This window comes from Streptomyces sp. NPDC088197 (assembly GCF_044741185.1).
GTDB lineage: Bacteria > Actinomycetota > Actinomycetes > Streptomycetales > Streptomycetaceae > Actinacidiphila.
Window position 1 is genome coordinate 365,492 of record NZ_JBIUSD010000006.1, and the last position, 22,196, is coordinate 387,687.

Sequence of the window (22,196 nt, forward strand, 5' to 3'; positions counted from 1 at the left end):
GTCCGCGCGGGCGCGGCGGTGACACGTGCTGTCCGGGTGCCGGAAATGTCCGGTCCCGTGGGGTGAGTGGTCCAACTCCGTTATCTGTTAGGACTCTTGACAGTCGGGTGGTCCAGACCAACAGTATTGGTCCAGACCAGCAGCGCCCCCTGTGCTGTCGGCCCCCACACATCCCCCCTCGAAGGGAGCGCGGTCCATGACCGGACCCGTTCGCAGACCCCTCCGCGCGTTGCTCACCGGACTCGTCACCGCCACCGCGGCGGCCGGGCTCGCCCTGACCGGCAGCGGCACCGCCCACGCCGCCACCCCGCTGCCCGCCCACGTGTTCGCCCCGTACTTCGAGGCGTACAACGGCGACAGCCTCTCCGGCCTGGCGTCGGCCTCCGGCAACAAATTCCTCACCATGGCGTTCATCCAGACGCCGTCCGTCGGCTCTTGCACCCCGTACTGGAACGGCGACAGCTCGCTGCCGATCGCCCAGGCGAACTTCGGCGCCGACATCGACACCCTCCAGGCGGGCGGCGGCGACGTCATCCCGTCCTTCGGCGGTTACGCGGCCGACAACAGCGGCACCGAGATCGCCGACAGTTGCACCAACGTCAGCTCGATCGCCGCGGCCTACGAGAAGGTCATCACGACCTACGACATCAGCCGGATCGACCTCGACATCGAGGACAACTCGCTGACCAACGCCGGCGGCATCGACCGCCGCAACAAGGCCGTGAAGATGGTCCAGGACTGGGCGGCGAGCAACGGCCGCTCGGTGCAGTTCTCCTACACCCTGCCGACCACCACCCACGGGCTGACCACGGGCACCGCGGGCGACGGCTCGGGCCTGTCGGTGATCCAGAACGCCATCTCCAACGGCGTCAAGGTCGACGTCGTGAACCTGATGACGTTCGACTACTACGACAACGCCACGCACAACATGGCGACCGACACCCAGACCGCCGCCACCGGCCTGCACGACCAGCTCGCCGGGCTCTACCCGTCGAAGACCGACGCGCAGATCTGGGGCATGGTCGGCGTCACGGAGATGCCCGGCATCGACGACTTCGGCGCGGCCGAGACCTTCACCACCGCCAACGCCACCACCGTCTACAACTGGGCGGTCAGCAAGGGCATCAACACGCTGTCCTTCTGGGCGCTCCAGCGCGACAACGGCGGCTGCCCCGGCCAGGGCGGCTCCGACACCTGCTCCGGCGTCGCACAGAGCACCTGGCAGTTCAGCCACACCTTCCAGCCCTTCACCGGCGGCGGCACCACCACCCCGCCCCCGGCGAACGACTTCTCGGTGTCGCTGACCCCGGCCTCCGGCTCCGTCGCGCCGGGCGGTTCCACCACCTCCAGCGTGCACACCGCCGTCGCCTCCGGCACCGCGCAGTCCGTCGCGCTGACGGTCTCCGGCGCCCCGGCCGGTGTCACCGCCACGCTCAGCCCGACCTCGGTGACCGCGGGCGGCAACGCCACCTTGTCGGTCGCCACCACGGCCTCGGCGGCCCCCGGCGCGTACACCCTGACCGTCACCGGCAAGGCGGGCACCACGACCCACACCGCCGCGTACACGCTCACGGTCACCGGGACCACCACCGGCTGCACCGCCACCGCGTGGAACAGCAGCGCGGTCTACGTGGGCGGCAACACCGTCTCGTACGCCGGTCACACCTGGAAGGCCAAGTGGTGGACGACGGGCGAGACGCCCGGCACCACCGGTGAGTGGGGTGTCTGGCAGGACCTCGGCGCCTGCTGATCCGCCTCCCGCGGCGGCCGGGCCCCGGATTCGGGGTCCGGCCGCCGATCCTCTAAAGTCTGACCGTTGTCTACGAACATGTAGTCGTAACGGGCCGGGGCGATCACCGGCGGACAAGGGGCGGGACCACCCAATGAGCGTCATCGGCGTCGGCCAAGCCGTCATTCTCGGCGTCGTGGAAGGAGTGACCGAGTTCCTTCCGGTCTCCTCCACCGGGCACCTGAAAATGACCGAGGGCCTGATGAACATCCCGGTGGACGACAAGGCTGTCGTCGGCTTCACCGCGGTGATCCAGACCGGCGCCATCGCCGCCGTCTTCGTCTACTTCTTCTCCGACATCAAGCGGTTCGTCGGCGCCTGGTTCAAGGGGCTCGCGAACAAGAGGGAGCGCGACAACCACGACTACAAGTTCACCTGGTGGGTGATCTACGCGACCATCCCGATCGTCGTCGTCGGACTGGCCGCCAAGCCGCTGATCGACGGCGCCCTCGCGTCCTTGTGGGTCGTCGCCTTCTCGCTGATCGGCGGCAGCGTCGTCATGTGGTGCGCCGAGCAGATGGCGCGATTCAAGCGCGGCGAGGACCAGGTCACCTTCAAGGACGCGATGATCGTCGGCTGTTCGCAGATCCTCGCGCTGCTCTTCCCCGGCTTCTCCCGGTCGGGCGCCACCATCTCCACCGCGCTCATCCGCGACCTGGACCGGGTGGCCGCCACCCGCCTGTCGTTCTTCCTCGGCCTGCCCGCCCTCACCGGCGCGGGGCTGTACGAGTTGAAGGACGCCACCAGCGGGGGCGTCGGCGTGCCCGCGCTCGCCGTCGGCACCGTGGTGTCGTTCGTGATCGCCTACGTCTCCATCGCCTGGCTGCTGAAGTTCGTCGCCAAGCACTCGTTCAACTCCTTCGTGATCTACCGGATCGTGGTCGGCTTCCTGCTGATCGGCCTGCTGACGACGGACACGATCAGTTCCTGACTTACCGTCAGACGCACTCCGAGGGCCCGGCCGGGACGGCCGGGCCCTCTTTTCCGGCCGGATAGTTCACGACTTATTTTTTGATGTGTATTGACTCGCCGACGGGCGGCCCCTAGCGTCCACACCGCATCGCGACCCCACAACGCGACCGAGGAGACACGTGTGACTCAGGTCCCCACCGTGCCCGGCACGCCCACCCGCACATCCCGCACCCGCAGACGAACAGCCGCCATAGCGGCGGCGCTCGTCCTGCCGGTCTCGGCCTGTATCGCCCTGGTCACCGCACGGGACGCGGGCGCCGCCACCATCCCGGCCGCCCCGGCCAGCGTCACCAGCGTCAGCAGCGGCAAGTGCGTGGACGCGCGCGCCGCGGCCACCGCCAACGGCACAGCGGTGCAGCAGTACGCCTGCAACGGAAGCGCCGCCCAGCAGTGGCAGTTCACCGCCACCGACAGCGGCTACTACCGGATCGGCGTGTCCACCGCGCCCGCCCAGGTGTGGGACGTCACCGGCGTCTCCACCGCCGACAGCGCCGCCACACAGCTCTGGCTGTACGGCGGCGGCAGCAACCAGCAGTGGCAGCCCGTCGCCGAGAGCAGCGGCGCCTTCCACTTCGTCAACCGCAACAGCGGCAAGTGCCTCGACGTGCCCGGCGCGTCGACCGCCGACAGCGTCCAGCTCCAGCAGTACACGTGCAACGGCACCACCGCGCAGTCGTTCAACGTCAGCGGCAGCGGCGGCGGCACCACGCCGCCGACCACCCCGCCCAGCGGCGGCGACCCCGACCTCGGCCCGAACACGGTCGTCTTCGACCCGTCGATGTCCGCCTCGACCATCCAGTCCAAGCTGAACTCGATCTTTAGCCAGCAGGAGACCAACCAGTTCGGCAGCCAGCGCTACGCGGTGCTCTTCAAGCCCGGCACCTACAGCGCGGACGTCAACGTCGGCTTCTACACCCAGGTCGCAGGACTCGGCCTGAGCCCCGACTCGGTCACCATCAACGGCAAGGTGCACGCCGAGGCCGACTGGTTCCAGGGCAACGCCACCCAGAACTTCTGGCGTGACGCCGAGAACATGTCCGTCAACCCGACCGGCGGCAGCGACCGTTGGGCCGTCTCGCAGGCCGCCCCGTACCGGCGGATGCACGTCCGCGGCAACCTCGCGCTGGACGACGGCGGCTGGTCGAGCGGCGGCTTCATCTCCGACTCCAAGATCGACGGGCAGATCCAGTCCGGCTCCCAGCAGCAGTTCCTCACCAAGGACACCGAGATGGGGTCCTGGAGCGGCTCCAACTGGAACATGGTCTTCGTCGGCGACAAGGGCGCGCCCGCGCAGAGCTTCCCGACGTACACCACCGTCGCCAGCGCGCCCGTGGTGCGCGAGAAGCCCTTCCTGTACATCGACAGCGCGGGCAAGTACCAGGTCTTCGTGCCTGCCCTCCAGTCCAACGCGTCCGGCACCACCTGGAGCGGGAAGACGCCGGCGGGACAGTCGCTGCCGATCGACCAGTTCTTCATCGTCAAGCCGGGCAACACCGCCTCGGACATCAACGCGGCGCTCGCGGCGGGCAAGAACCTGCTGTTCACGCCGGGTGTCTACCACCTCAACCAGACGATCAACGTGACCCGGCCCGACACCGTCGTCCTCGGTCTCGGTCTGGCCACGCTCGTCCCGGACGGCGGCGTCACCGCGCTGACCACGGCCGACGTGGACGGTGTGAAGCTGGCCGGGCTGCTCATCGACGCGGGCACCACCAACTCGCAGACGCTGATGCAGATCGGCCCGGCCGGCTCGTCCGCCAACCACGCGGCCGACCCGACCAGCCTGTCCGACGTCTTCTTCCGGATCGGCGGCGCGGCGGTCGGCAAGGCCACCCAGTCGCTGGTCGTCAACAGCAACAACGTCATCGGCGACCACATGTGGCTGTGGCGCGCCGACCACGGCAACGGCGGCACCGTCGGCTGGAACACCAACACCGCAGCCACGGGCCTCGTCGTCAACGGCCAGAACGTCACCATGTACGGCCTGTTCGTCGAGCACTACCAGCAGACCCAGGTGCAGTGGAACGGCAACGGCGGCAGAACGTACTTCTTCCAGAACGAGATGCCCTACGACCCGCCCAACCAGGCTTCCTGGATGAACGGTTCCTCGCAGGGCTACCCCGCCTACAAGGTGGCCGACTCGGTCACCAGCCATGAGGCGTGGGGGCTCGGCAGCTACTGCTACTTCTCCGCCAACTCCTCGGTGGTGTCGGCCAATTCCTTCCAGGTGCCCAACACCTCCGGGGTGAAGTTCCACGACATGGTGACCGTCTCGCTCGGCGGTGTCGGCACCATCAGCCATGTCATCAACACCACGGGAGCGGCCGTGAACAGCGGCCATCAGGTCACGTACCTGACCAGCTACCCCTAGTCACACAGGGGTACACGGGGGACACAGTGGGGCCGGCCGGCACAGGGGGCGCATCCCGTCGGCCGGCCCCTCTCCCGTGCGGTGACCCCCGCTCACCCGCGCCGTAACCCGCCTCCTCCCGTGCCGTGGCCGGGCACGGTGACGACCGACACACCCGTGGTCGAACACCGGAACCCCCGGGAGTCCAGTCGCTATCGTCGGCAGACGCGCGGTGGTGCGCCGCGCGAGTTCCGCCCCCCGACGAGAGCGGAGTTCCGAATGACCCTCATCCTCAAGCCCGGAACGGCCTGGAGCGACGCGTGGCGGCGCGCCCTGCGGACCGCGCCCGAGGCATTCCGCGACGACCGTGTGCTGAATCTGTGGGACGGCCGCTGGCAGGCCGACGGCCGCCCGCTGCCCGCCACTTCACCGGTCGACGGCAGCCCGATAGCCGGGCCGCCCCGGCTCGACGCGGCCACCGCGCGACAGGCGGTACGCGCCGCGCTCGACGAACACCGGAGCTGGCGGCACGTACCGCTGCCCGACCGCAAGGCGCGCGTCTCGGCGACTCTGGACGCCCTCACCGAACACCGCGACCTGCTGGCCCTGTTGCTGGTCTGGGAGATCGGCAAGCCCTGGCGGCTGGCCCGCGCCGACGTGGACCGGGCCATCGACGGCGTCCGCTGGTACGTGGACGGCATCGAGCCGATGGTGGCGGGCCGCACCGCACTTGCCGGTCCCGTCTCCAACATCGCGAGCTGGAACTACCCGATGAGCGTGCTGGTGCACGCCATGCTCGTCCAGGCGCTCGCGGGCAACGCGGTCATCGCCAAGACGCCCACCGACGGCGGCCTGGCCTGCCTCACCCTCGCCGCCGCGCTCGCCAGGCGCGAGGGCATTCCCGTCACGCTGGTCAGCGGCAGCGGCGGCGAACTCTCCGAGGCCCTGGTGCAGTCCTCGGAGATCGGCTGCGTCTCCTTCGTCGGCGGCCGGGACACCGGCGCCCGGATCGCGACGGCCGTAGCCGACGTCGGCAAGCGGCACATCCTCGAACAGGAAGGGCTCAACTGCTGGGGCCTGTGGGAGTACAGCGACTGGGACGCCTTCGGCGCGCAGATCCCCAAGCTCTTCGACTACGCCAAGCAGCGCTGCACCGCCTACCCGCGGTTCGTCGTCCAGCGCTCCCGCTTCGCGGACTTCCTCGCCGCTTACCTCCCGGCGGTCAAGTCGGTCAGGACCGGCCACCCGTTGGCCGTCGCCGGGCCCGACGACCCGCTGCCCGCGCTCGACTTCGGGCCGCTGATCAACGCGGCCAAGGCGAAGGAGCTGGCCGACCTGGTCGCCGAGGCCGTCGACCGCGGCGCGGTGCCGCTGCACCACGGCGCCCTCGACCCCGGCCTCTTCCTCCCCGGCCAGGACACCTCCGCCTACCTCGCCCCGGTCACGCTGCTGGGCCCTCCGCCGTCCTCGCCGCTCCACCACACCGAGCCCTTCGGACCCGTCGACACGATCGTCCTGGTCGACACCGAGGCCGAGCTGCTCTCCGCCATGAACGCCAGCAACGGCGCCCTGGTGGCCGCCCTGTCCTGCGACGACCCGCGCACCACCGAACGCCTCGCCTCCCAGGTCCGCGCCTTCAAGGTCGGCCGCGGCGCGCCCCGCTCCCGCGGTGACCGCGACGAACTCTTCGGCGGCCTCGGCGCCTCCTGGCGCGGCGCCTTCGTCGGCGGCGAACTCCTCGTCCACGCCGTCACCGAGGGCCCCACCCTCGACCGCCTCCCGGGCAACTTCCCCGACTACCAATTGCCCGCGGCCTAGGGGGGCGCCTTGGGTGAGGCCGCGGTTGCGGCGAGCCGTGCTGGGGAGCCCTCTCGCGCAGGCTCACCGCGATCCCCTTTTTTTGCCGCCCTCTCGCCTCCGGCGGCTTAGATCCGGTGTGGGGGCACCCCCGGACGGAGTCTGGGGGAGGCCGATCGTGCTCGCTCCCTCGTTCCTCGGTCGCTGTGCGCGTTCTCCCTTTCGACACCGGCGCCGCCTTCGGCTCGCTGGCTACCGGCGAACCCACCTGCGCAGCGGTGAACCGTGCTCAGAAAAACCCCGGTCGACCCATCCCCCCACGGGTGGGCCGACCGGGGCCGACGGTGGTCGACCGCTGCGTCAGGACAGCGTCGAGGCCGCCGGGTCCCACGCGTCCGGCAGCGGTGACACGGCCGGGGCGCTGGTTTCGAGGGTGCGGACGGTGTGCTCTTGCGCGGCGTCCGTCACCGTGGCCATCAAGTCGAGTACGTGCTGGGCGAGTTCGCCGGAGGCGCGGTGCTCGGTGCCGCCCCGGATGGCGCGGGCCATGTCCAGGACGCCCAGGCCGCGACCGGCGACCGTACCGGTGACGGGCAGGTCACGCCAGTCGTCGTCACCGAACGCCCGGACCTGCAAAGGCCCTTCGAAGGTGTTCGGGTCGGGCAGCGACAGCGTGCCCTCGGTCCCGGTGACCTCGATGAGGCGGCGCGGCACCGAGGAGTCGAAGCTGAAGGTCGCCGAGCCGCTGGGGCCACCGGCGAAGTCCAGCAACGCGTGCACGTGCGTGGGCACTTCCACCGCGAAGGACGTGCCCTCCTTCGGCCCGGAACCGATCACCCGCTGGGCACGCGCCTGCCGCGCCGAGGCCGAGACCCGCGCCACCGGCCCGAACAGCGCGACCAGCGCCGTCAGATAGTACGGACCGATGTCGAACAGCGGCCCGGCACCGTACTGGAAGAGGAACTCCGGGTTCGGGTGCCACGACTCGGGGCCGGGCCCCTGCGTGACGGCGGTCGCGCTCACCGGCTCGCCGATGACCCCGGCGGCCAGCGCCCGCTGCGCGGACTGGAGCCCGGCCCCGAGGAAGGTGTCGGGAGCGCTCCCGACCCGCAGCCCGCGCGACCGCGCCTCGGCCAGGATCTTCGCCCCGTCGGCCGGCGCCAGCGCGAGCGGCTTCTCGCCGTAGACGTGCTTGCCCGCCTGGAGGGCGGCCGTGGCGACCTCCGCGTGCACGGCCGGGATCGTCAGGTTGACGACGATCTCCACCTCGGGGATCGCCAGCACCGACGCGAGGTCGCCCGCGGCCGGAATCCCGTACGTCCCGGCCGCCGTACGGGCCCGCTCGACGTCGATGTCGGCGACGGCGAGCACCCGCAGGTCGGGGAAGGCGGTGAGATGGTCCAGATACTGCGCGCTGATGACACCGGCGCCGACGACGGCGACGCCGACCGGGCCTGTGGTCATGAACGCTCCAGCGCGGTGAGGTAGGAGAGGCTTTCCGCGACGGCCTCGAAGATGTCGCCCGCGCAGGAGTCGAGTTCGACGATCCGCTGCGCGTCGGGCGCGGCGGCCAGGATCGACGGCACGTCGATGCTGCCCTTGCCGACCGCGGTGTGCGGCTCGTCCTTCACACCGGGACCGTCCTTGACGTGCAGCGCCAGCACCCGGTCGCCCAGCGCGCGCAGCAGCGCCGGCACATCGGCCCCGCCGACCGCCGCCCAGTACGTGTCGACCTCCAGGAACACCTCGGGGGCCAACCGGTCCGCCAGCTCCTCCAGCGCGGTCCTGCCGTCGAAGCGCGGCTCGATCTCCCACCAGTGGTTGTGGTAGCCGATCCGCATACCGCGCTCGGCGGCCTTCTCGGCGAAGCCGTTGAGGAGGTCCGCGGTGCGCGAGAGACCGTCGGGGGTGGTGAACTCCTCGTGTGCGATCCCGCCGGGGATGATCACCAGGTCGGTGCCGACCGTGGCGATCGCGTCGAAGACCTCCGACGCCTCCTTGTCGAACAGGGCGTAGGCGTGCGTGCTGTTGACGCTCAGCCCCAGGTCGTCGGCGACCTTGCGGAAACCGGTCGGGTCGGCCGTGGGGTCGTACGCCTCGACGGCGGTGTAACCGATCCCGGCGAGGCGGGACAGCGTGCCGTCGCGGTCGGCGGCGATCTGGTCCCGGAGGGTGTAGAGCTGGATGCTCAAGGGCGTGGCCATCGTGACGATGCCTCCTGGAAGTACGGCGGGTGCGGGTACGGCGGGTACGGGTACGGCGGGTACGGCGGGTACGGCGCGTGCGGGTGGTGCGGGGGAGCGGCGGCCGGCGGTGACGCGCGGTCGGATCAGCCGACGATCAACGGCCGCAGCGTGCGGTGGGCGATCTCCAGACCCTGGGTGATCCGCTGGACGTCGCCGCTCCAGACGGGGTCCTCGTGCTCGACGGAGAGCGTGCCCGTGAAGCCGCCCTCGTAAAGGGTGTCGACGATCCGGCGCCAGTCGACGTCGCCGAGCCCCGGCACCCGGTAGCGCCACCAGCCGCTGTCCCAGCCGTCGGTCCGCGCCACCGACCGGCCGAAGAAGCCGTAACGGTCCCTGGCCCGCGGGTCGAGCTGCGCGTCCTTGGCCTGCGCGTGCGGAATGCGGTCGATGTACGGCTTCAGCGCCTCGACCGGGTCGATGCCCAGCCACAGCAGGTGCGAGGGGTCGTAGTTGAGATAGAGGCCGAGGCCGAACATCCACTCCCACAGCTCGGGGGAGTAGGCGAGGTTGCCCGGATAGCCGTCCGGGTGCCAGCCCTCCATCACGCAGTTCTCGATGATGATCTTCACACCGCGCTCGCCCGCGTACTCCACCAGCGGCGGCAGCTCCCGCTCGGCCAGCGCGATGTTCTCCTTCACCGTCAGACCGGGGTGGCGGCCGACGAACGTGCCGACGTAGTCCACGCCCAGCAGTTGGGCGGCGTCCACATTGGCGCGTACGTGGGCGGCGATCTCCGCCCTGCGGGTCTCGTCCGGGTGCAGGTTGTTCTCGTAGTACGCCAGCGCGGACAGCGTCAGGCCGTGCCGCTCGAACAGGCCGCGCACCTCGTCGGCCCGCTGCTTGCCGAAGCCGGTCACGTCGATGTGGCTGGCCTCGAACTCCCGTGAGCCGGTGGACGGCCAGGTGGCCACCTCCAGCGACTGGTAGTCGTGCGAGGCCGCCCACGCGGCGATCTCGTCCAGCGGGAGCTGCGGAAGGCAGGCGGTCAGGAAGCCCAGCTTCATCTCAGGAGACCTCTTTCCAGGTCCGGTCCGCCGCCGATTTCAGTACGGCCTCGGTCAGGCGCACCATGCGGGCGGCGTCGTCGAAGGTGGGGAACGTGCCCCCGGTGCCGTCGGCCGAGGACCCGCCCGCCGCGCCCGGGGCGCGGATCGCTGCGTGCACATCGCGGACGAAGGCGGCGAAACAGTCGAGATATCCCATCGGGTGGCCGCCGGGGACCACCGAGAGCCGGGCCGCGGCGGGCGAGAGCGTGGCCGGGTCGCGCAGCACCGCAGCGTTCTCACCGCGGCTGCCGACGAACAGCGACTCGGGGTTCTCCTGGTCGAAGGCGAGCGAGGTCCGCGTGCCGTCCACCTCGAACCACAGCCGGTTCTTCCGGCCGGGCGAGATCTGCGAGACGGTCACGGAACCGGTGGCGCCGCGGTCGGTGCGGAACAGGAGCTGCACCACGTCCTCGGTGTCCGGCCTGACCCGCGCGCCGCCGTCGCCGACGGGACCCGTACGGTCCACGGTCTGGCTGACCGCGGTCAGCTCCGCGATCCGGTGCCCGGTCACCCACTCCACCAGGTCGCACCAGTGCGAGCCGATGTCGGCGAAGGCGCGGGAGGGCCCGCCCGCGGCCGCGTCGACCCGCCAGTTGGTGTCGCCCGGCTCCGAGAGCCAGTCCTGGAGGTAGTGGCCGTGCACCAGCCGGACCTCGCCCGCCCGGCCGTCCAGCACGCGGGACCGCGCCTCGGCCGCCATCGGGTGGTAGCGGTAGACGAACGGCACCGCCGCCACCAGACCGCTGTCCGCGGCGAGCGCCGCGAGCGCGTCCGCGGTGGCCGACGACGTGGTCAGCGGCTTCTCGCACACCACGTGCTTGCCCGCCCGCAGCGCCAGTTCGGCGAGCCCGGCGTGCGCGTCGTTGGGTGTACAGATGTGCACCACGTCGACGTCGTCACTGGTGACCAGCGCCTCGGAGGAGTCGAAGGCCCGCTCGACCCCGAGCGCCGCCGCGGCCTCCTTGGCCCGCGCGGGCGTCGACGCGCTGACCCCGACCACCGGGGCACCGCTCCTGCGCACCGCGTCCAGGTGCACCTGGCCGATCATCCCCACACCGGCGATGGCCGTACGCAGTGCCGGACGCGATGACGTGCGCAGCGAAGAACCCGCTGTAACCGAGCTAGTCCCGCCCACAAGTGCCCTCCCTTTCCGCTTGCTTGAAACGCTAGCCACCGCTGTTTCGGTTGACAATGGCAATATTTCCGCTATCTTCTGTCATAAATCGGGGGCCGGGCCGCACAGGACGCGGACCGGGACGACGGACGTACGGCGCAGGGGAGGGCAGGAACCGGTGACAGCCGCAAGCGACCGGCAGTTGACCGCGCTCAGCGAACTGGCGGGACTGGTGGCGGGCGGCGCCACCCGGCGCAGCCAACTCGCCACCGCCACCGGGCTGTCCAGGGCCGCGGTCGCCCAGCGGGTGGACCTGCTGATCGCCAAGGGACTGCTGGTCGAGACCGGCACCATGGCCACCGAGCGCGGGCGCCCGCCGCTCACCCTCCAACTCGCCTCGCGGAACGCCGTGGTCTGCGCCGTCGACCTCGGTGCCACCCACCGCACGGTCGCCGTCGCCGAACTCGGCGGCCGGGTCCTCGCCGAAGCCACCGAAGCCCTCGACATCAACGCGGGACCCGAGGCCGTACTGACCGGGGTGCACGAGCAGATCGGCCGCCTGCTGGCCGACGCGGGACACCCCGCCGACCACGTACGCGCGATCAGCATCGGCGTGCCGGGCCCGGTCGAGGCCCGCACCGGTACGGTGATCCGGCCGCCGATCATGCGCGGCTGGGACGGCTACCGGGTCCCCGGCTTCTTCGCCGGGCGCTACCACGCGCCCGTCCTCGTCGACAACGACGTCAACATGATGGCCCTGGGCGAGTACGGCCACCGTCCGGCCACCGCCCATCTGCTGTACGTCAAGGTCGGTACGGGCATCGGCTGCGGCATCGTCTCCGGCGGCGTCGTGCACCGCGGGGCCAGCGGCGCCGCGGGCGACATCGGCCACATCCGCGTACCGGGCCACGACGACGTGCTGTGCCACTGCGGCAACACCGGCTGCGTCGAAGCCGTCGCCTCGGGAGCGGCCATCGCGGCGAAGCTGCGGGAGGCAGGGTTGCCCGCCGAGCACGCCGCCGACGTGGTCCGCCTCGTGGCCGCGGGCGACCCGGTGGCCCGCCGCCAGGTACGGCTGGCCGCCCAACGGCTCGGCGACGTCCTGGCCTCGCTGGTCAGCTTCTACAACCCCGACACCATCGTGCTCGGCGGCAGCATCGCCAGCCTCCACGACGACCTGCTCGCCGACATCCGCGGCGCCGTCTACCGCAGGGCCCTCCCGCTGGCCACCAGAACCGTCGCCATCGAGACCACGATGCTCGGCCGCAGGGCGGGCATCGAGGGCGCGCGGCGGCTGGCGGTGCAGCATCTGCTCTCGCCCGAGGGCATCGGACACGTGCTCGCGGAGCCCGCGGTCTGAACCACTGTTGCCCCCATACCTGCCGGTGGACGCGCGTCACGTCAACTCACGGACCCATGACGGCTTTGGCGTATGGGTCGCGTACGCCCCCGCGGTGTGGGCATGCTGGTCCCATGGATGCGCACGGCGACGATGTTCCTGCCTACCAGTCGATCCGGGTCACCACGCCCGAGTCCCCGGTCGCGGCGCTCGCCGACATCGAGGCGTGGAAGGCGAGAAAGACCTACCCCTCGATGCTGTTCGCGGGCGGCCCGGTCTTCGGCATCGCGTGCGAACTGGAGTCCGGCGGCTGGGAGTTGCACCCGTACTTCAGCGGACTCGCCCCGCAGGACGCCCGCGACAGCCTCGGCTCCCACTTCCGCCGCCTCGCCCACGCGGCCGACGAGGCCGGTGACCCTGAGGCCCGGGCCGAACTCCTCGCCGCGGGCGAGCGCATGGACTGGGAAGCTCTCGACGAGGTGACGGTACGCGGCAGCCGCTACCGCGTGGTGCGCGCCGAACGCTTCATCCGCATGGGGCCCGACGGTCCCGAACCCCCGCGCGACACCGACCCCGACCCGAGCGGCCCCGGCGAGTCCGGCGGCTTCGACCCCGCCGCGGGCCTGGTCATCGACCCCGTCAACGCGACCGGCATGTCCGAGGGCATCCTCAAGGTGGAACTCCTCGCCGCCCTCCGCAAAAGCGGCACCGTCCCCGCCGACGTCCGCGACGACTCACGCCACGCCGCCGACACCCACCCCGGCGGTGTCCTGCTCCCCGCCACCTTCATGACCGCGGAACGCGACGGCGGCAGTTGGCGCCCCGACTCCAGCGGCACCGCCACCACCCCGCAGGCGGCCCGCGACGGCCTCGCCATGCAACTGCGCGTCATGCTCCCCTGGCAGAAGGACCTCAGCCCCGAGCAACGCGAGATCTACTCCCGCGCCGCCGACCACCTCGACGAACACCGCTGCGACGAACTCGACGTCGCAGGACGCCACTTCCGCGTGATCCGCGTCGAACGCCTCATCCGCATCGGCCCCGACGGCCCCGAGGGCCCCCGCCCCTCCGACCCCGACCCCACCCCGCCCGTCATGGTCCAGGACCAGCAACTGCGCGAACAGGGCCTCCTCACCGACGAGGACGAGGAGCCCGACCCCGAACCGGACGAGCACACGCGGAAGTTCATGCGCCTCTTCGAGGAAGAACGGCTCCGCCGGGACAACCTCAAGAACAAGCCCCACCCCTGACCCAGCCAGCCGGGCACCCCTGCGCCCAAGAGCCTGCGCCCCTGCGGTACGGCGGCGCGGGGAGGCGGAGGGGCGGCAAAAGAGGGGAAGGGCGGTGCGCCCGCGCAAGGCGCCCCCTCACCCCTGACCTCCCCCTCCCACCCCCCAGCAGTAATGAGCCGCATACGACCGCCACGGGCGCCACCTCTCCGTCCCGGGCGGCACCGGCTCCGTCGAGGGGAAGACGTCCGGGTCGCCGAGGGCGCGCATGCGGATGTGGGCCGCGGTCAGGGGAGTGATGCCGGGGACGGTCAGGAGGGACCGTTCGGCGGCGTCGCGGTCGGCGCCCGGGTCGAGGGCGACCGTACCGTCGGCGAGGGCGCGGCAGAGGTCTCTGACGGGGGAGCGGCCGGCCGGACTGCCCAGGTCGGCCTCGGTCAGATCCTCGGCCCGCGGGAAGAGGTGTGTGAGGGCGCCGTCGGGGGCGCTCAGCGGGGTGCCGTATCGGGCGACCAAGGCGGCCAGGGGCGCCGGGGAGAACGGCGCGGCGCCTTCGCCCAGGGCGGCGCGGACGGCGTGTTCCGCCGGGTCGGGGGAGCCGGGGGAGCGGAGGCCGGGAAGGGCGGCGACCAGCGGGGCCAAGTGCGGGTCGGAGCCCAGGCGTTCGGCGACCGCGTACGGATCGGCGTCGAGGTCGAAGAGCCGGCGGACGCGCTGGGTGGCCGTGGTGAGGTCGCGGAGATCGCCCAGGTGGAGTCGGCAGTCCAGCCAATTGCCCCTGCCGGGACGCTCGGCGACCTCGGCGATGCCCGTGCCGTGGGGCAGCCGCAGGGTACGGCGGTACGTACGGCTGCCGGGGGCGCCGACGATCTCCTCGACGCCGGGCACGGCGCGTGCGGCGAGGAAGTCGAAGACCCGCGCGGAGGCGTAGGGGCCCCGGAAGGCCAGCCGGAGCGGCACCCCGGCGGCCCCGCCCACCGGCCCGGAGCGCGCGTCCGTGCGCAGCTCGGTCGGGGTGGCGGCGTAGATCTCCCGGATCGTCTCGTTGAACTGCCGCACGCTCGCGAAGCCCGACGCGAAGGCGATCTCGGCGGCCTGGAGCGAGGTGGTCTGGAGGAGCACCCGCGCGGTGTGGCCGCGCTGCGCCCTGGCCAGGGCGATCGGCCCGGCGCCCAGCTCGGCGTTGAGCTGCCGCTGCACCTGCCGGGCGCTGTAGCCGAGCCGGGTGGCGAGGCCCGCGACGCCCTCGCGGTCGACGACGCCGTCCCCGATGAGCCGCATCGCGCGGCCCACCATGTCGGCCCGCGCGTTCCAGTCGGCGGAACCCGGCACCGCGTCCGGCCTGCACCGGCGGCAGGCCCGGAAGCCCGCGCCCTGGGCCGCGGCGGCGGTCGCGTAGAAGGACACGTTCTCGCGCTTCGGGGTGATTGCGGGGCAGCTCGGACGGCAGTAGATGCCGGTCGTGGCCACGGCGAAGAAGAAGACTCCGTCGAAGCGCGCGTCCCGGCTGCTCACCGCCTCGTATCTGCTGTCCTCGACTGTCATGCGTCCCAGTATGCGAGGGCTCCGGAGCCCCGAGCTGGCGGAAATCGGACACGGCCTTCCGGTGAGCGCGGCGTCACCGGAGCCCCGCCCCCCGGGGGACACGGGCGTCAGCGTGGCCGGACCGCCCGCGGCCCCACGACGGCCGCGCCGACCTCCGTGACGCGCGCTCGCAGGCCACGGTCGGCGGTGACGACGAGGCACGGGCGGTCGGGGTCCGCGGTGCGCGAGCGGGCGGCGACCTCGGTGATGAGGTCGTCGCCGCTGCCGGGCGCGGACTCCACGCGTACGCCGGGTACCGGCTCGACGCCGCGCGCCGCGCCCTCGACGATCAGGACGATGTCCAGCCCGTGGCCGCGGGCCCACGGCGGGGCGCCGCTGTCCTCGGCGAGGCCCGACGCGGCGAGCGGCACGAGCGCGTCGCGCAGCCGCTCGGCGGCGCCGCGCCGGTCGCGCCACCAGCCGTCGGGCACCGAGCCGACGACGTTGGCGCCGTCCACGACGAGCAGGGGTGCGGTCGGCGCGCTCGTCACCGGCCGCCCGCCAGGTGCGGGAAGCGGAATTCGGTGCGGCTGCGGAAGACCTCGTCGGGACGCAGCTCGGTCGAGGGGTACTCGGGGTGGTTCGGCGAGTCCGGCAGGTGCTGGGTCTCCAGGCACACCGCGTCGTGCGCGTGGTACGTCCGCCCGTCGGGGCCGGTCAGCGAACCGTCGAGCTTGTTGGCCGTGTAGACCTGGATGGCCGGTTGCGTGGTGCGCACCTCCATCACCCGGCCGCTGTCGGGGTCGGAGAGGACGGCGGCGACCCGCGGCTCGCCCACGGCGTCGCCCGTACCGCCGCAGTTGCCGCGCAGCACGAAGCAGTGGTCGTATCCTCCGGCCGTCTTGATCTGCGGGTCGGCGTCCCGCACGCCGTCGCCGAGGGGGCGCGGCTCGTTGAGGTCGAACGGCGTCCCCTCCACGGCCTGTTCCGGCCCCCAGGGGATGGACTCGGGCGTGGCGGGCAGGAAGCGGTCGGCGTCGACGTACAGCGTGTGGCGCAGCACGTCGCCTCCCGCGATCCGCGACGCGGCTTCGGCGCCGTCCCTCGCCTCCGACCCGCTTAGGTTGAAGTACGCGTGGTTGGTCAGGTTGACCACCGTCGGCCGGTCGCTGCGCGCCTCGAAGTCCAGCGACAGCGTCCCGTCGTCGTCGAGCGCGTACGTCACCGTGACGTCCATCGCGCCGGGGAAGCCCATGTCGCCGTCCGGGCTGTGCAGCGTCAGCCGCAGCGCGCCGGGCAGCGGCTCGGCCCGCCAGACGCGGCTGTCGAAGCCCTCGGGGCCGCCGTGCAGATTGTGGCCGCCGTCGTTGTCCGGGAGCCGGTAGTGGCGGCCGTTGAGCGTGAAGCGGGCCTCGCTGATCCGGTTGGCGTAACGGCCGACGAGCGCGCCGAAGTACGGGGTGTCGGAGGCGTACGCCGCCAGGTCGGGCAGGGACAGCACCACGTTGGCGGGGCGGCCCGTCGGGTCGGGCACGTGCAGCGCGTGCAGGACGCCGCCGTAGGTGAGGATCTCGGCGCTCACCCCGGAGGCCGAGCTGAGCCGCCAGCGTTCCACTCGCCACCCGTCGGGAGTGGTGCCGAAGGGTTCGCTGAGCGGGGTGGGACGGGGCATCGGCAGTCCTCGTAAAGGGGGTCGGGGCGACGGATGCCGGACGCGGCGGGCGTCCGACGGCGGGAAGGCGGCGGGAAGGCGGCGGGAAGGCGACGGAGAGACCGGGCGGGGAAACCGGCCGGGGGCGCGACCACGGGCGACCACGGGCGGGCACCGGTGGCCGACCCCCCGGGGACAACGCTACGCGGCGCGCTCACCCCGCTCTGGGCGCGGTCGACTCCCTGGTGACCAGCGTGTATCCGGGCGTGATCCGCTCCGGCCTGATCTGCGGCGTACCGGTCAGCCGCGCCACGACCCGCTCCACGGCGAGCCGTGCGATGGCCTGTTTGTCCGGGGACACCGTGGTGAGCGCGATCGTCGAGAAGCGGCCCTCCTCGACGTCGTCGAAGCCGACCACCGACACGTCCTGCGGCACCCGCAGCCCGCGCTCGACCAGGGCCCGCATCGCGCCGAGCGCCATCAGGTCGTTGTACGCGAACACGGCGTCGGGGCGGGTGCCGCGGTCGAGCAGCGCGTTCATCGCGGCGGCGCCGTCCCAGCGGCCGTAGCCGTCGGTGGCGGCCACCAGCGAGTCGTCGTCCGGCAGCCCGGCCGCCGCCAACTCCTCGCGCCAGCCGCGCAGTCGCAGGTGCGCCGGTTGCCTGGCGCTCTCCCTGCGGGCGCCGAGGAACGCGATCCGCCGGTGCCCGAGGCCGGTCAGGTGCCGTACGGCGGTACGGGCCGCCGCCACGTTGTCGATGGCGATCTGGTCGTACGGGGCGTCGTACTCCCGCTCGCCGAGCAGCACCAGCGGCGCGTCGTCCATGCGGCCCAGCAGGTCCGCGGCCTCCAATTCGATCGGGCTGAGGATCAGGCCGTCGATGACATGGGCCCGGAAGCCCTGCGAGACCAGCACCTCCTTCTCGCGCTGGCCCGCGGTGTGGTCGAGCAGCACCGTGTAGTCGTGCCGGGCGGCGGCGTCGATGACGGCCCCGGCCAGCTCCGCGAAGTACGGGTTGCCGAGTTCGGGGACGGCCAGCGCGATGATGCCGGTGCGGCCCTTCCGAAGATGGCGGGCCGTCAGATTCGGCCGGTAGCCCAGCTCGTCGATGGCCCGCTGCACGCGCTCCCGCATCCCCGGCGTGACATGCGGATAGTTGTTCACCACATTCGACACGGTCTTGACGGACACGCCCGCCAGTCGCGCGACATCCTTCAGGCTGGCGCCCACGGAGTTCCTTCCCTCGGCCGACCTCGTGCGAGGCGCGGCGGTTCCGGCCTCAGTGTGCTGGAGCCGGTCCCGCGGATCGCGGACGGCCCCTCCCGGCCCGGTCAGGTGCCCCGGCGGGCGGCCGACAGATAGCGCTGGGCAACGACGACCACGATCAGGAAGCCGCCGCTGACCACCGACTGGTAGGAGGAGTTGAGCGAACCGATCTGATTGATCAGATTCTGGATCACACCGAGCAGCAGCACGCCCCACAGCGTGCCCGACACCGAACCCGCGCCACCGACCAGCAGCGTGCCGCCGATCACCACCGCGGAGATCGCGTCCAGCTCCATGCCGACACCGATGATGGTCACACCCGAGGACAGCCGGGCCGCGTTCAACGCGCCCGCCAGCCCCGCGAGCAGCCCGCTGAGCGTATAGACCAGCACCTTCGTTCGGGCCACCGGCAGCCCCATCAGCAGCGCCGCGTCACCGCTGCCGCCGACGGCGAACAGCGCCTGGCCGAACGAGGTGCGCTGGAGCACGAGGCCGCCGACCCCGAACAGGGCCAGCGCGATCAGCACCGGGTAGCCGAAGCCCCACACCGCGCCGCCGCCCAGCTCCTGGAAGGCCGAGCCGCGCGGCACGAGATACGTGGTGGCGCCCTCGTGGGTGAGCGCGAGCAGCAGCCCGCGCGCGCCGAGCAGCGAGGCCAGCGTCACGATGAACGGGGCCATCCCGGCCCGTGCGACCAGCAGTCCGTTGAAGGTGCCGATCGCGCCGCACACCACGAGCGGCACCAGCAGCGCGGGCAGGAATCCGTACTGCGAGGCCCACGCGGCCAGTACACCGCCGAGCGCGAAGACCGAGCCGACCGACAGGTCGATGCCGCCGGTGACGATCACCATCGTCATGCCGAGCGCGACGATCGACAGGAACGACGCCTGGATGGTGATGCCGCGCGTGTTGTCGAGGGTGGCGAAGGAGTCGAAGACGAAGGACGAGATCAGGCAGAGCAGGACGAGGACGGCCAGGACGCCCTGGCGCTGGAGGAGTTCGGCGGCGCGCTGCCGCCCGGAGGGGCGGGACTCCGCGCTCACCGGCAGCGGCGCGTCACCGGCCACGGCGAGCGCGGGAGCGGGGGCGGCTGTTTTCACGAGGGCTTTCATCGGGATCGACGCTCCCGGGCGACGTAGACGGCGACGAGGATGATGCCCGCCTGGACCATCTGGGCGGTGGAGTCGTGCAGATTGTGGGTGACGAGCGTGGCGTGCAGGAGCTGCATCAGCAGCGCGCCGAACACCGTGCCGAGGACGCGTACCGAGCCGCCGGTCAGCGGGGTGCCGCCGACCACGACCGCGGTGATGGCCGACAGCTCCATCAGATTGCCCAGCGAGGACGGGTCGCTGGCGGTCAGCCGCGCGGTGGCGAGCACACCCGCGAGCGAGGCCAGCACCCCGCACAGCACGTACACGCCGATCAGCACCCGTTTGACGGGAAGTCCGGCGAGCCTGGCCGCGGCGCGGTTGCCGCCGATGGCCACCAACTGGCGTCCGAAGGTGGTGCGTTGCACCAGGAAGGCGACCAACAGCGCGAGCACGCCCGCGATCAGGACGACGATCGGGACGCCGAGCACGCTGTTCGTGCCGAGGTTCAGCAGATTCTGGTTCTCGATCTGCTTGAGCTTCCCGTCGGCGATGACCAGGGCCAGGCCCCGGCCGCCGACGAAGAGCGCCAGGGTGGCCACGATGGGTTGCAGCCCGACCAGCGACACCAGCGAGCCGTTGATCAGGCCGACGAGCACACCGGCGAGCAGCGCCACCGACAGCGCGGGCAGCAGGCCGTATCCGAGGTAGAGCGGCAGCACGGAACTGGCCAGCGCCATCGTGGAGCCCACCGACAGGTCGACGCCCTCGGTGCCGATCACCAGCGCCATGCCCAGTGCCACGATGACGACGGGGGAGACCTGGACGAGCTGCGTGCGCAGATTGTCCGTCGTCATGAAGTGGTCGGTGAAGACGCCGTTGAAGACCAGCAGCGCGGCGACCGCGGCGTACACGCCGTACCGCTGGAGCCAGTCCGCGATCCGCGACCGGTCCAGGCCGCGCGGGAGTGAGTACGGGGCCGAGGTCATCGCGGGTCCTCCTTCGCGGTGGCGGAGCCGGAATCCACCGCGGGAGCGGGTGCGGGCTCTGCGTCGGCGGGTACGGGCTCCGCGTCGGCGGCTGCGGGCTCTGCATCGGCGGCTGCGGGCTCCGGGTCGGTGTCCGGCGCGGCGGCGCTGTCGTCGTCCCCGGTCTCCGCCAGTACGGCGAGCAACGCGCTCTCCCCGACGTCGTCGCCGGTCAGCTCACCGGCCACCGCTCCGGCGCGCAGCACCACGATGCGGTCGGCGCCCTCGACCAGCTCCTCGATGTCGGAGGAGATCAGCAGGACGGCCAGGCCCTCTCCCGCGAGGTCGTCGATCAGCGACTGCACCTCGGCCTTGGCGCCGACGTCGATGCCGCGGGTGGGCTCGTCCAGCAGCAGCACCTTCGGCTCCAGGCAGAGCCAGCGGGCCAGCAGCACCTTCTGCTGGTTGCCGCCGGACAGCTCGCCGACCTTCTGCTCGGGGCCCGCGGCCTTGATCCGCAGCCGCTTCATGAAGATGTCGACGATCCGGTCCTGCCGCTGCCGGGACACGATCCCGGCGCGGGACAGCCGGGGCATCGCGGCCAGCACGATGTTCTCCCGGACCGAGAGGCCGGGCACGATGCCCTCGGCCTTGCGGTCCTCGGGCAGCAGGCTGATCCCGGCCCTGATCGCGGCGGACGGGGTGAGGCGGCGCACGGTGTGCCCGCCGACGGTGACCTCGCCGCTGTCCAGTGACAGCGCCCCGGACAACGCCTTGGCGGTCTCGCTGCGCCCCGAGCCCAACAGGCCGCCGAGGCCCAGCACTTCGCCGGGCCGCAGGTCGAGGCCGATGTCGTGCAGCAGGTGACGGCGGGTCAGTCCCCGCGCCGTGAGCACCGGTTGGCGCTCGGCGGTGTGTCCCTCGCCGAAGCTGGTGGCACCGTGCCTGCGGACCTCGGCGATCTCCCGGCCGAGCATCAGCGAGACCAGCCGCACCCGGTCGGTGTCGGCCAGGTCGCCGCTGTGCACGAGGCGGCCGTCGCGCAGGACGGTGACGCGGTCGCAGATCCGGTACAGCTCGTCCATCCGGTGGCTGACGTACAGGATCGAGATGCCGCGCTCGTGCAGCTCACGGATCACCCGGAACAGCGTCTCGACCTCGCGCGGTTCGAGCGACGAGGTGGGCTCGTCCATGACGACCACCCGGGCCCGCACGGAGACGGCGCGGGCGAGCGCGACCATCTGCTGGGTGCCGATGCCCAGGGTGTGCAGCGGGCGACGCGGGTCGGCGGTGATGCCGAAGCCGCCGAGGAGTTCCGCGGTCTCGCGGTGCATCCGGGGGAAATCGATCAGCCCGAAGCGGTTCTTCGGCTCCCGGCCCAGGAAGATGTTGCGGGCCACGCTCATCAGCGGGACCAGGTTCACCTCCTGGTAGATGGTCGAGATCCCGGCGCGCTGCGCCTCGTGCGGGTGGTGGAAGGCGATCGGCTCGCCCGCCAGCCGCAGTTCGCCGTCGTCGGGCCGGTAGACCCCGGTGAGCAGCTTGATCAGCGTCGACTTGCCCGCGCCGTTCTCCCCGACCAGCGCGTGGATCTCGCCCTCGCGCAGGGTGAAGGAGACGTCGTCGAGCGCCACCACGCCTGGGAAGCGTTTGCTGACGCGGACGGCCTCCAGTACGGCCCCGGCCGCCGGTGGCGGGCTCGGCGGACCGGGCGGCGCGGACTGGGCCGCGGCGGCTTCGGGTGGTGCCATGGTCGTGGCCTTCCGGGGTCGCGGGGAAGCGGGAACTCTTCTACGGGCTGACGGGCTGTACGGGC

Annotated in this window: 17 protein-coding genes; 6 read left to right on the forward strand and 11 right to left on the reverse strand. The window is 71.9% G+C overall.

Going from position 1 to position 22,196, the window contains the following annotated elements:
* Window positions 1–196: 196 nt before the first annotated feature.
* The 4 genes from ACIOC1_RS17915 to ACIOC1_RS17930 all read left to right on the forward strand — a co-directional run bounded on the left by ACIOC1_RS17915 (window position 197) and on the right by ACIOC1_RS17930 (window position 6,929).
* The gene (locus ACIOC1_RS17915; protein WP_401855236.1) at window positions 197–1,750 is read left to right on the forward strand and encodes a glycosyl hydrolase family 18 protein; all 1,554 of its coding nucleotides are present in this window, start codon (window positions 197–199) and stop codon (window positions 1,748–1,750) included.
* A gap of 133 nt (window positions 1,751–1,883) precedes the next feature.
* Window positions 1,884–2,720 carry an undecaprenyl-diphosphate phosphatase gene (locus ACIOC1_RS17920; protein WP_355347787.1) on the forward strand — a complete coding sequence of 279 codons (837 nt, stop codon included), beginning with the start codon at window positions 1,884–1,886 and terminating at the stop codon, window positions 2,718–2,720.
* Between the two features lie 162 nt (window positions 2,721–2,882).
* Window positions 2,883–5,132, forward strand: a complete 2,250-nt coding sequence (locus ACIOC1_RS17925; protein ID WP_401855239.1) for an RICIN domain-containing protein — start codon at window positions 2,883–2,885, stop codon at window positions 5,130–5,132.
* Window positions 5,133–5,390: 258 nt separating this feature from the next.
* Complete coding sequence (locus ACIOC1_RS17930) at window positions 5,391–6,929, forward strand: aldehyde dehydrogenase family protein (protein WP_391160691.1); 1,539 nt, start codon at window positions 5,391–5,393, stop codon at window positions 6,927–6,929.
* A gap of 339 nt (window positions 6,930–7,268) precedes the next feature.
* Here the strand turns inward: ACIOC1_RS17930 and ACIOC1_RS17935 are convergent, their stop codons facing one another.
* The 4 genes from ACIOC1_RS17935 to ACIOC1_RS17950 form a co-directional block, all read right to left on the reverse strand.
* On the reverse strand, window positions 7,269–8,372 hold the full coding sequence (locus ACIOC1_RS17935) for a Gfo/Idh/MocA family protein (RefSeq protein ID WP_401314356.1): 1,104 nt from the start codon (window positions 8,370–8,372) through the stop codon (window positions 7,269–7,271).
* Window positions 8,369–9,112 (reverse strand): sugar phosphate isomerase/epimerase, encoded by a 744-nt coding sequence (locus ACIOC1_RS17940; RefSeq protein ID WP_355347778.1) that lies wholly within the window; start codon window positions 9,110–9,112, stop codon window positions 8,369–8,371. Before ACIOC1_RS17940 ends, ACIOC1_RS17935 begins: the two co-directional genes overlap by 4 nt.
* Before the next feature lie 125 nt (window positions 9,113–9,237).
* Window positions 9,238–10,158, reverse strand: coding sequence for a sugar phosphate isomerase/epimerase family protein (locus ACIOC1_RS17945; RefSeq protein ID WP_401855243.1), 921 nt, complete (start codon window positions 10,156–10,158; stop codon window positions 9,238–9,240).
* Window position 10,159: 1 nt separating this feature from the next.
* Window positions 10,160–11,335, reverse strand: coding sequence for a Gfo/Idh/MocA family protein (locus ACIOC1_RS17950; protein ID WP_401855245.1), 1,176 nt, complete (start codon window positions 11,333–11,335; stop codon window positions 10,160–10,162).
* 157 nt (window positions 11,336–11,492) lie between these two features.
* On the opposite strand from ACIOC1_RS17950, the gene ACIOC1_RS17955 reads away from it, so the two are divergent.
* Together ACIOC1_RS17955 and ACIOC1_RS17960 are read left to right on the forward strand one after the other, a co-directional pair.
* Window positions 11,493–12,674 (forward strand): ROK family protein, encoded by a 1,182-nt coding sequence (locus ACIOC1_RS17955; RefSeq protein WP_317452715.1) that lies wholly within the window; start codon window positions 11,493–11,495, stop codon window positions 12,672–12,674.
* Between the two features lie 113 nt (window positions 12,675–12,787).
* On the forward strand, window positions 12,788–13,903 hold the full coding sequence (locus ACIOC1_RS17960) for a DUF5954 family protein (protein WP_401855248.1): 1,116 nt from the start codon (window positions 12,788–12,790) through the stop codon (window positions 13,901–13,903).
* A gap of 117 nt (window positions 13,904–14,020) precedes the next feature.
* Here ACIOC1_RS17960 and ACIOC1_RS17965 read toward each other — a convergent pair whose 3' ends face one another.
* The 7 genes from ACIOC1_RS17965 to ACIOC1_RS17995 form a co-directional block, all read right to left on the reverse strand.
* A complete protein-coding gene (locus ACIOC1_RS17965; RefSeq protein ID WP_401855250.1) occupies window positions 14,021–15,427 on the reverse strand; it encodes an AlkA N-terminal domain-containing protein in 1,407 nt (468 codons plus the stop codon).
* Window positions 15,428–15,534: 107 nt separating this feature from the next.
* Window positions 15,535–15,957: an NTP pyrophosphohydrolase gene (locus tag ACIOC1_RS17970; RefSeq protein ID WP_391160679.1), complete on the reverse strand. Its 423-nt coding sequence runs from the start codon at window positions 15,955–15,957 to the stop codon at window positions 15,535–15,537.
* Entirely contained in the window at window positions 15,954–17,078 is a 1,125-nt protein-coding gene (locus tag ACIOC1_RS17975; RefSeq protein ID WP_401855253.1) for an aldose epimerase family protein, read from the reverse strand. Before ACIOC1_RS17975 ends, ACIOC1_RS17970 begins: the two co-directional genes overlap by 4 nt.
* Window positions 17,079–17,271: 193 nt before the next feature.
* Window positions 17,272–18,288 (reverse strand): LacI family DNA-binding transcriptional regulator, encoded by a 1,017-nt coding sequence (locus ACIOC1_RS17980; protein WP_355347756.1) that lies wholly within the window; start codon window positions 18,286–18,288, stop codon window positions 17,272–17,274.
* A 101-nt stretch (window positions 18,289–18,389) separates the two neighbouring features.
* Entirely contained in the window at window positions 18,390–19,436 is a 1,047-nt protein-coding gene (locus ACIOC1_RS17985; protein WP_188285164.1) for an ABC transporter permease, read from the reverse strand.
* Window positions 19,433–20,401 (reverse strand): ABC transporter permease, encoded by a 969-nt coding sequence (locus ACIOC1_RS17990; RefSeq protein ID WP_391050701.1) that lies wholly within the window; start codon window positions 20,399–20,401, stop codon window positions 19,433–19,435. The genes ACIOC1_RS17985 and ACIOC1_RS17990 overlap by 4 nt, the downstream gene beginning before the upstream one ends.
* Window positions 20,398–22,131, reverse strand: coding sequence for a sugar ABC transporter ATP-binding protein (locus tag ACIOC1_RS17995; protein ID WP_401855257.1), 1,734 nt, complete (start codon window positions 22,129–22,131; stop codon window positions 20,398–20,400). The genes ACIOC1_RS17990 and ACIOC1_RS17995 overlap by 4 nt, the downstream gene beginning before the upstream one ends.
* Window positions 22,132–22,196: the final 65 nt, after the last annotated feature.

What these genes read in the sequence shown, in the direction of transcription:
- ACIOC1_RS17990 (WP_391050701.1), bottom strand. Translation starts at nt 20,401, where the DNA reads ATGACCTCGGCCCCGTACTCACTCCCGCGCGGCCTGGACCGGTCGCGG.
- ACIOC1_RS17940 (WP_355347778.1), bottom strand. Translation starts at nt 9,112, where the DNA reads ATGGCCACGCCCTTGAGCATCCAGCTCTACACCCTCCGGGACCAGATC.
- ACIOC1_RS17945 (WP_401855243.1), bottom strand. Translation starts at nt 10,158, where the DNA reads ATGAAGCTGGGCTTCCTGACCGCCTGCCTTCCGCAGCTCCCGCTGGAC.
- ACIOC1_RS17960 (WP_401855248.1), top strand. Translation starts at nt 12,788, where the DNA reads ATGGATGCGCACGGCGACGATGTTCCTGCCTACCAGTCGATCCGGGTC.
- ACIOC1_RS17915 (WP_401855236.1), top strand. Translation starts at nt 197, where the DNA reads ATGACCGGACCCGTTCGCAGACCCCTCCGCGCGTTGCTCACCGGACTC.
- ACIOC1_RS17985 (WP_188285164.1), bottom strand. Translation starts at nt 19,436, where the DNA reads ATGAAAGCCCTCGTGAAAACAGCCGCCCCCGCTCCCGCGCTCGCCGTG.
- ACIOC1_RS17995 (WP_401855257.1), bottom strand. Translation starts at nt 22,131, where the DNA reads ATGGCACCACCCGAAGCCGCCGCGGCCCAGTCCGCGCCGCCCGGTCCG.
- ACIOC1_RS17930 (WP_391160691.1), top strand. Translation starts at nt 5,391, where the DNA reads ATGACCCTCATCCTCAAGCCCGGAACGGCCTGGAGCGACGCGTGGCGG.
- ACIOC1_RS17965 (WP_401855250.1), bottom strand. Translation starts at nt 15,427, where the DNA reads ATGACAGTCGAGGACAGCAGATACGAGGCGGTGAGCAGCCGGGACGCG.
- ACIOC1_RS17920 (WP_355347787.1), top strand. Translation starts at nt 1,884, where the DNA reads ATGAGCGTCATCGGCGTCGGCCAAGCCGTCATTCTCGGCGTCGTGGAA.
- ACIOC1_RS17975 (WP_401855253.1), bottom strand. Translation starts at nt 17,078, where the DNA reads ATGCCCCGTCCCACCCCGCTCAGCGAACCCTTCGGCACCACTCCCGAC.
- ACIOC1_RS17935 (WP_401314356.1), bottom strand. Translation starts at nt 8,372, where the DNA reads ATGACCACAGGCCCGGTCGGCGTCGCCGTCGTCGGCGCCGGTGTCATC.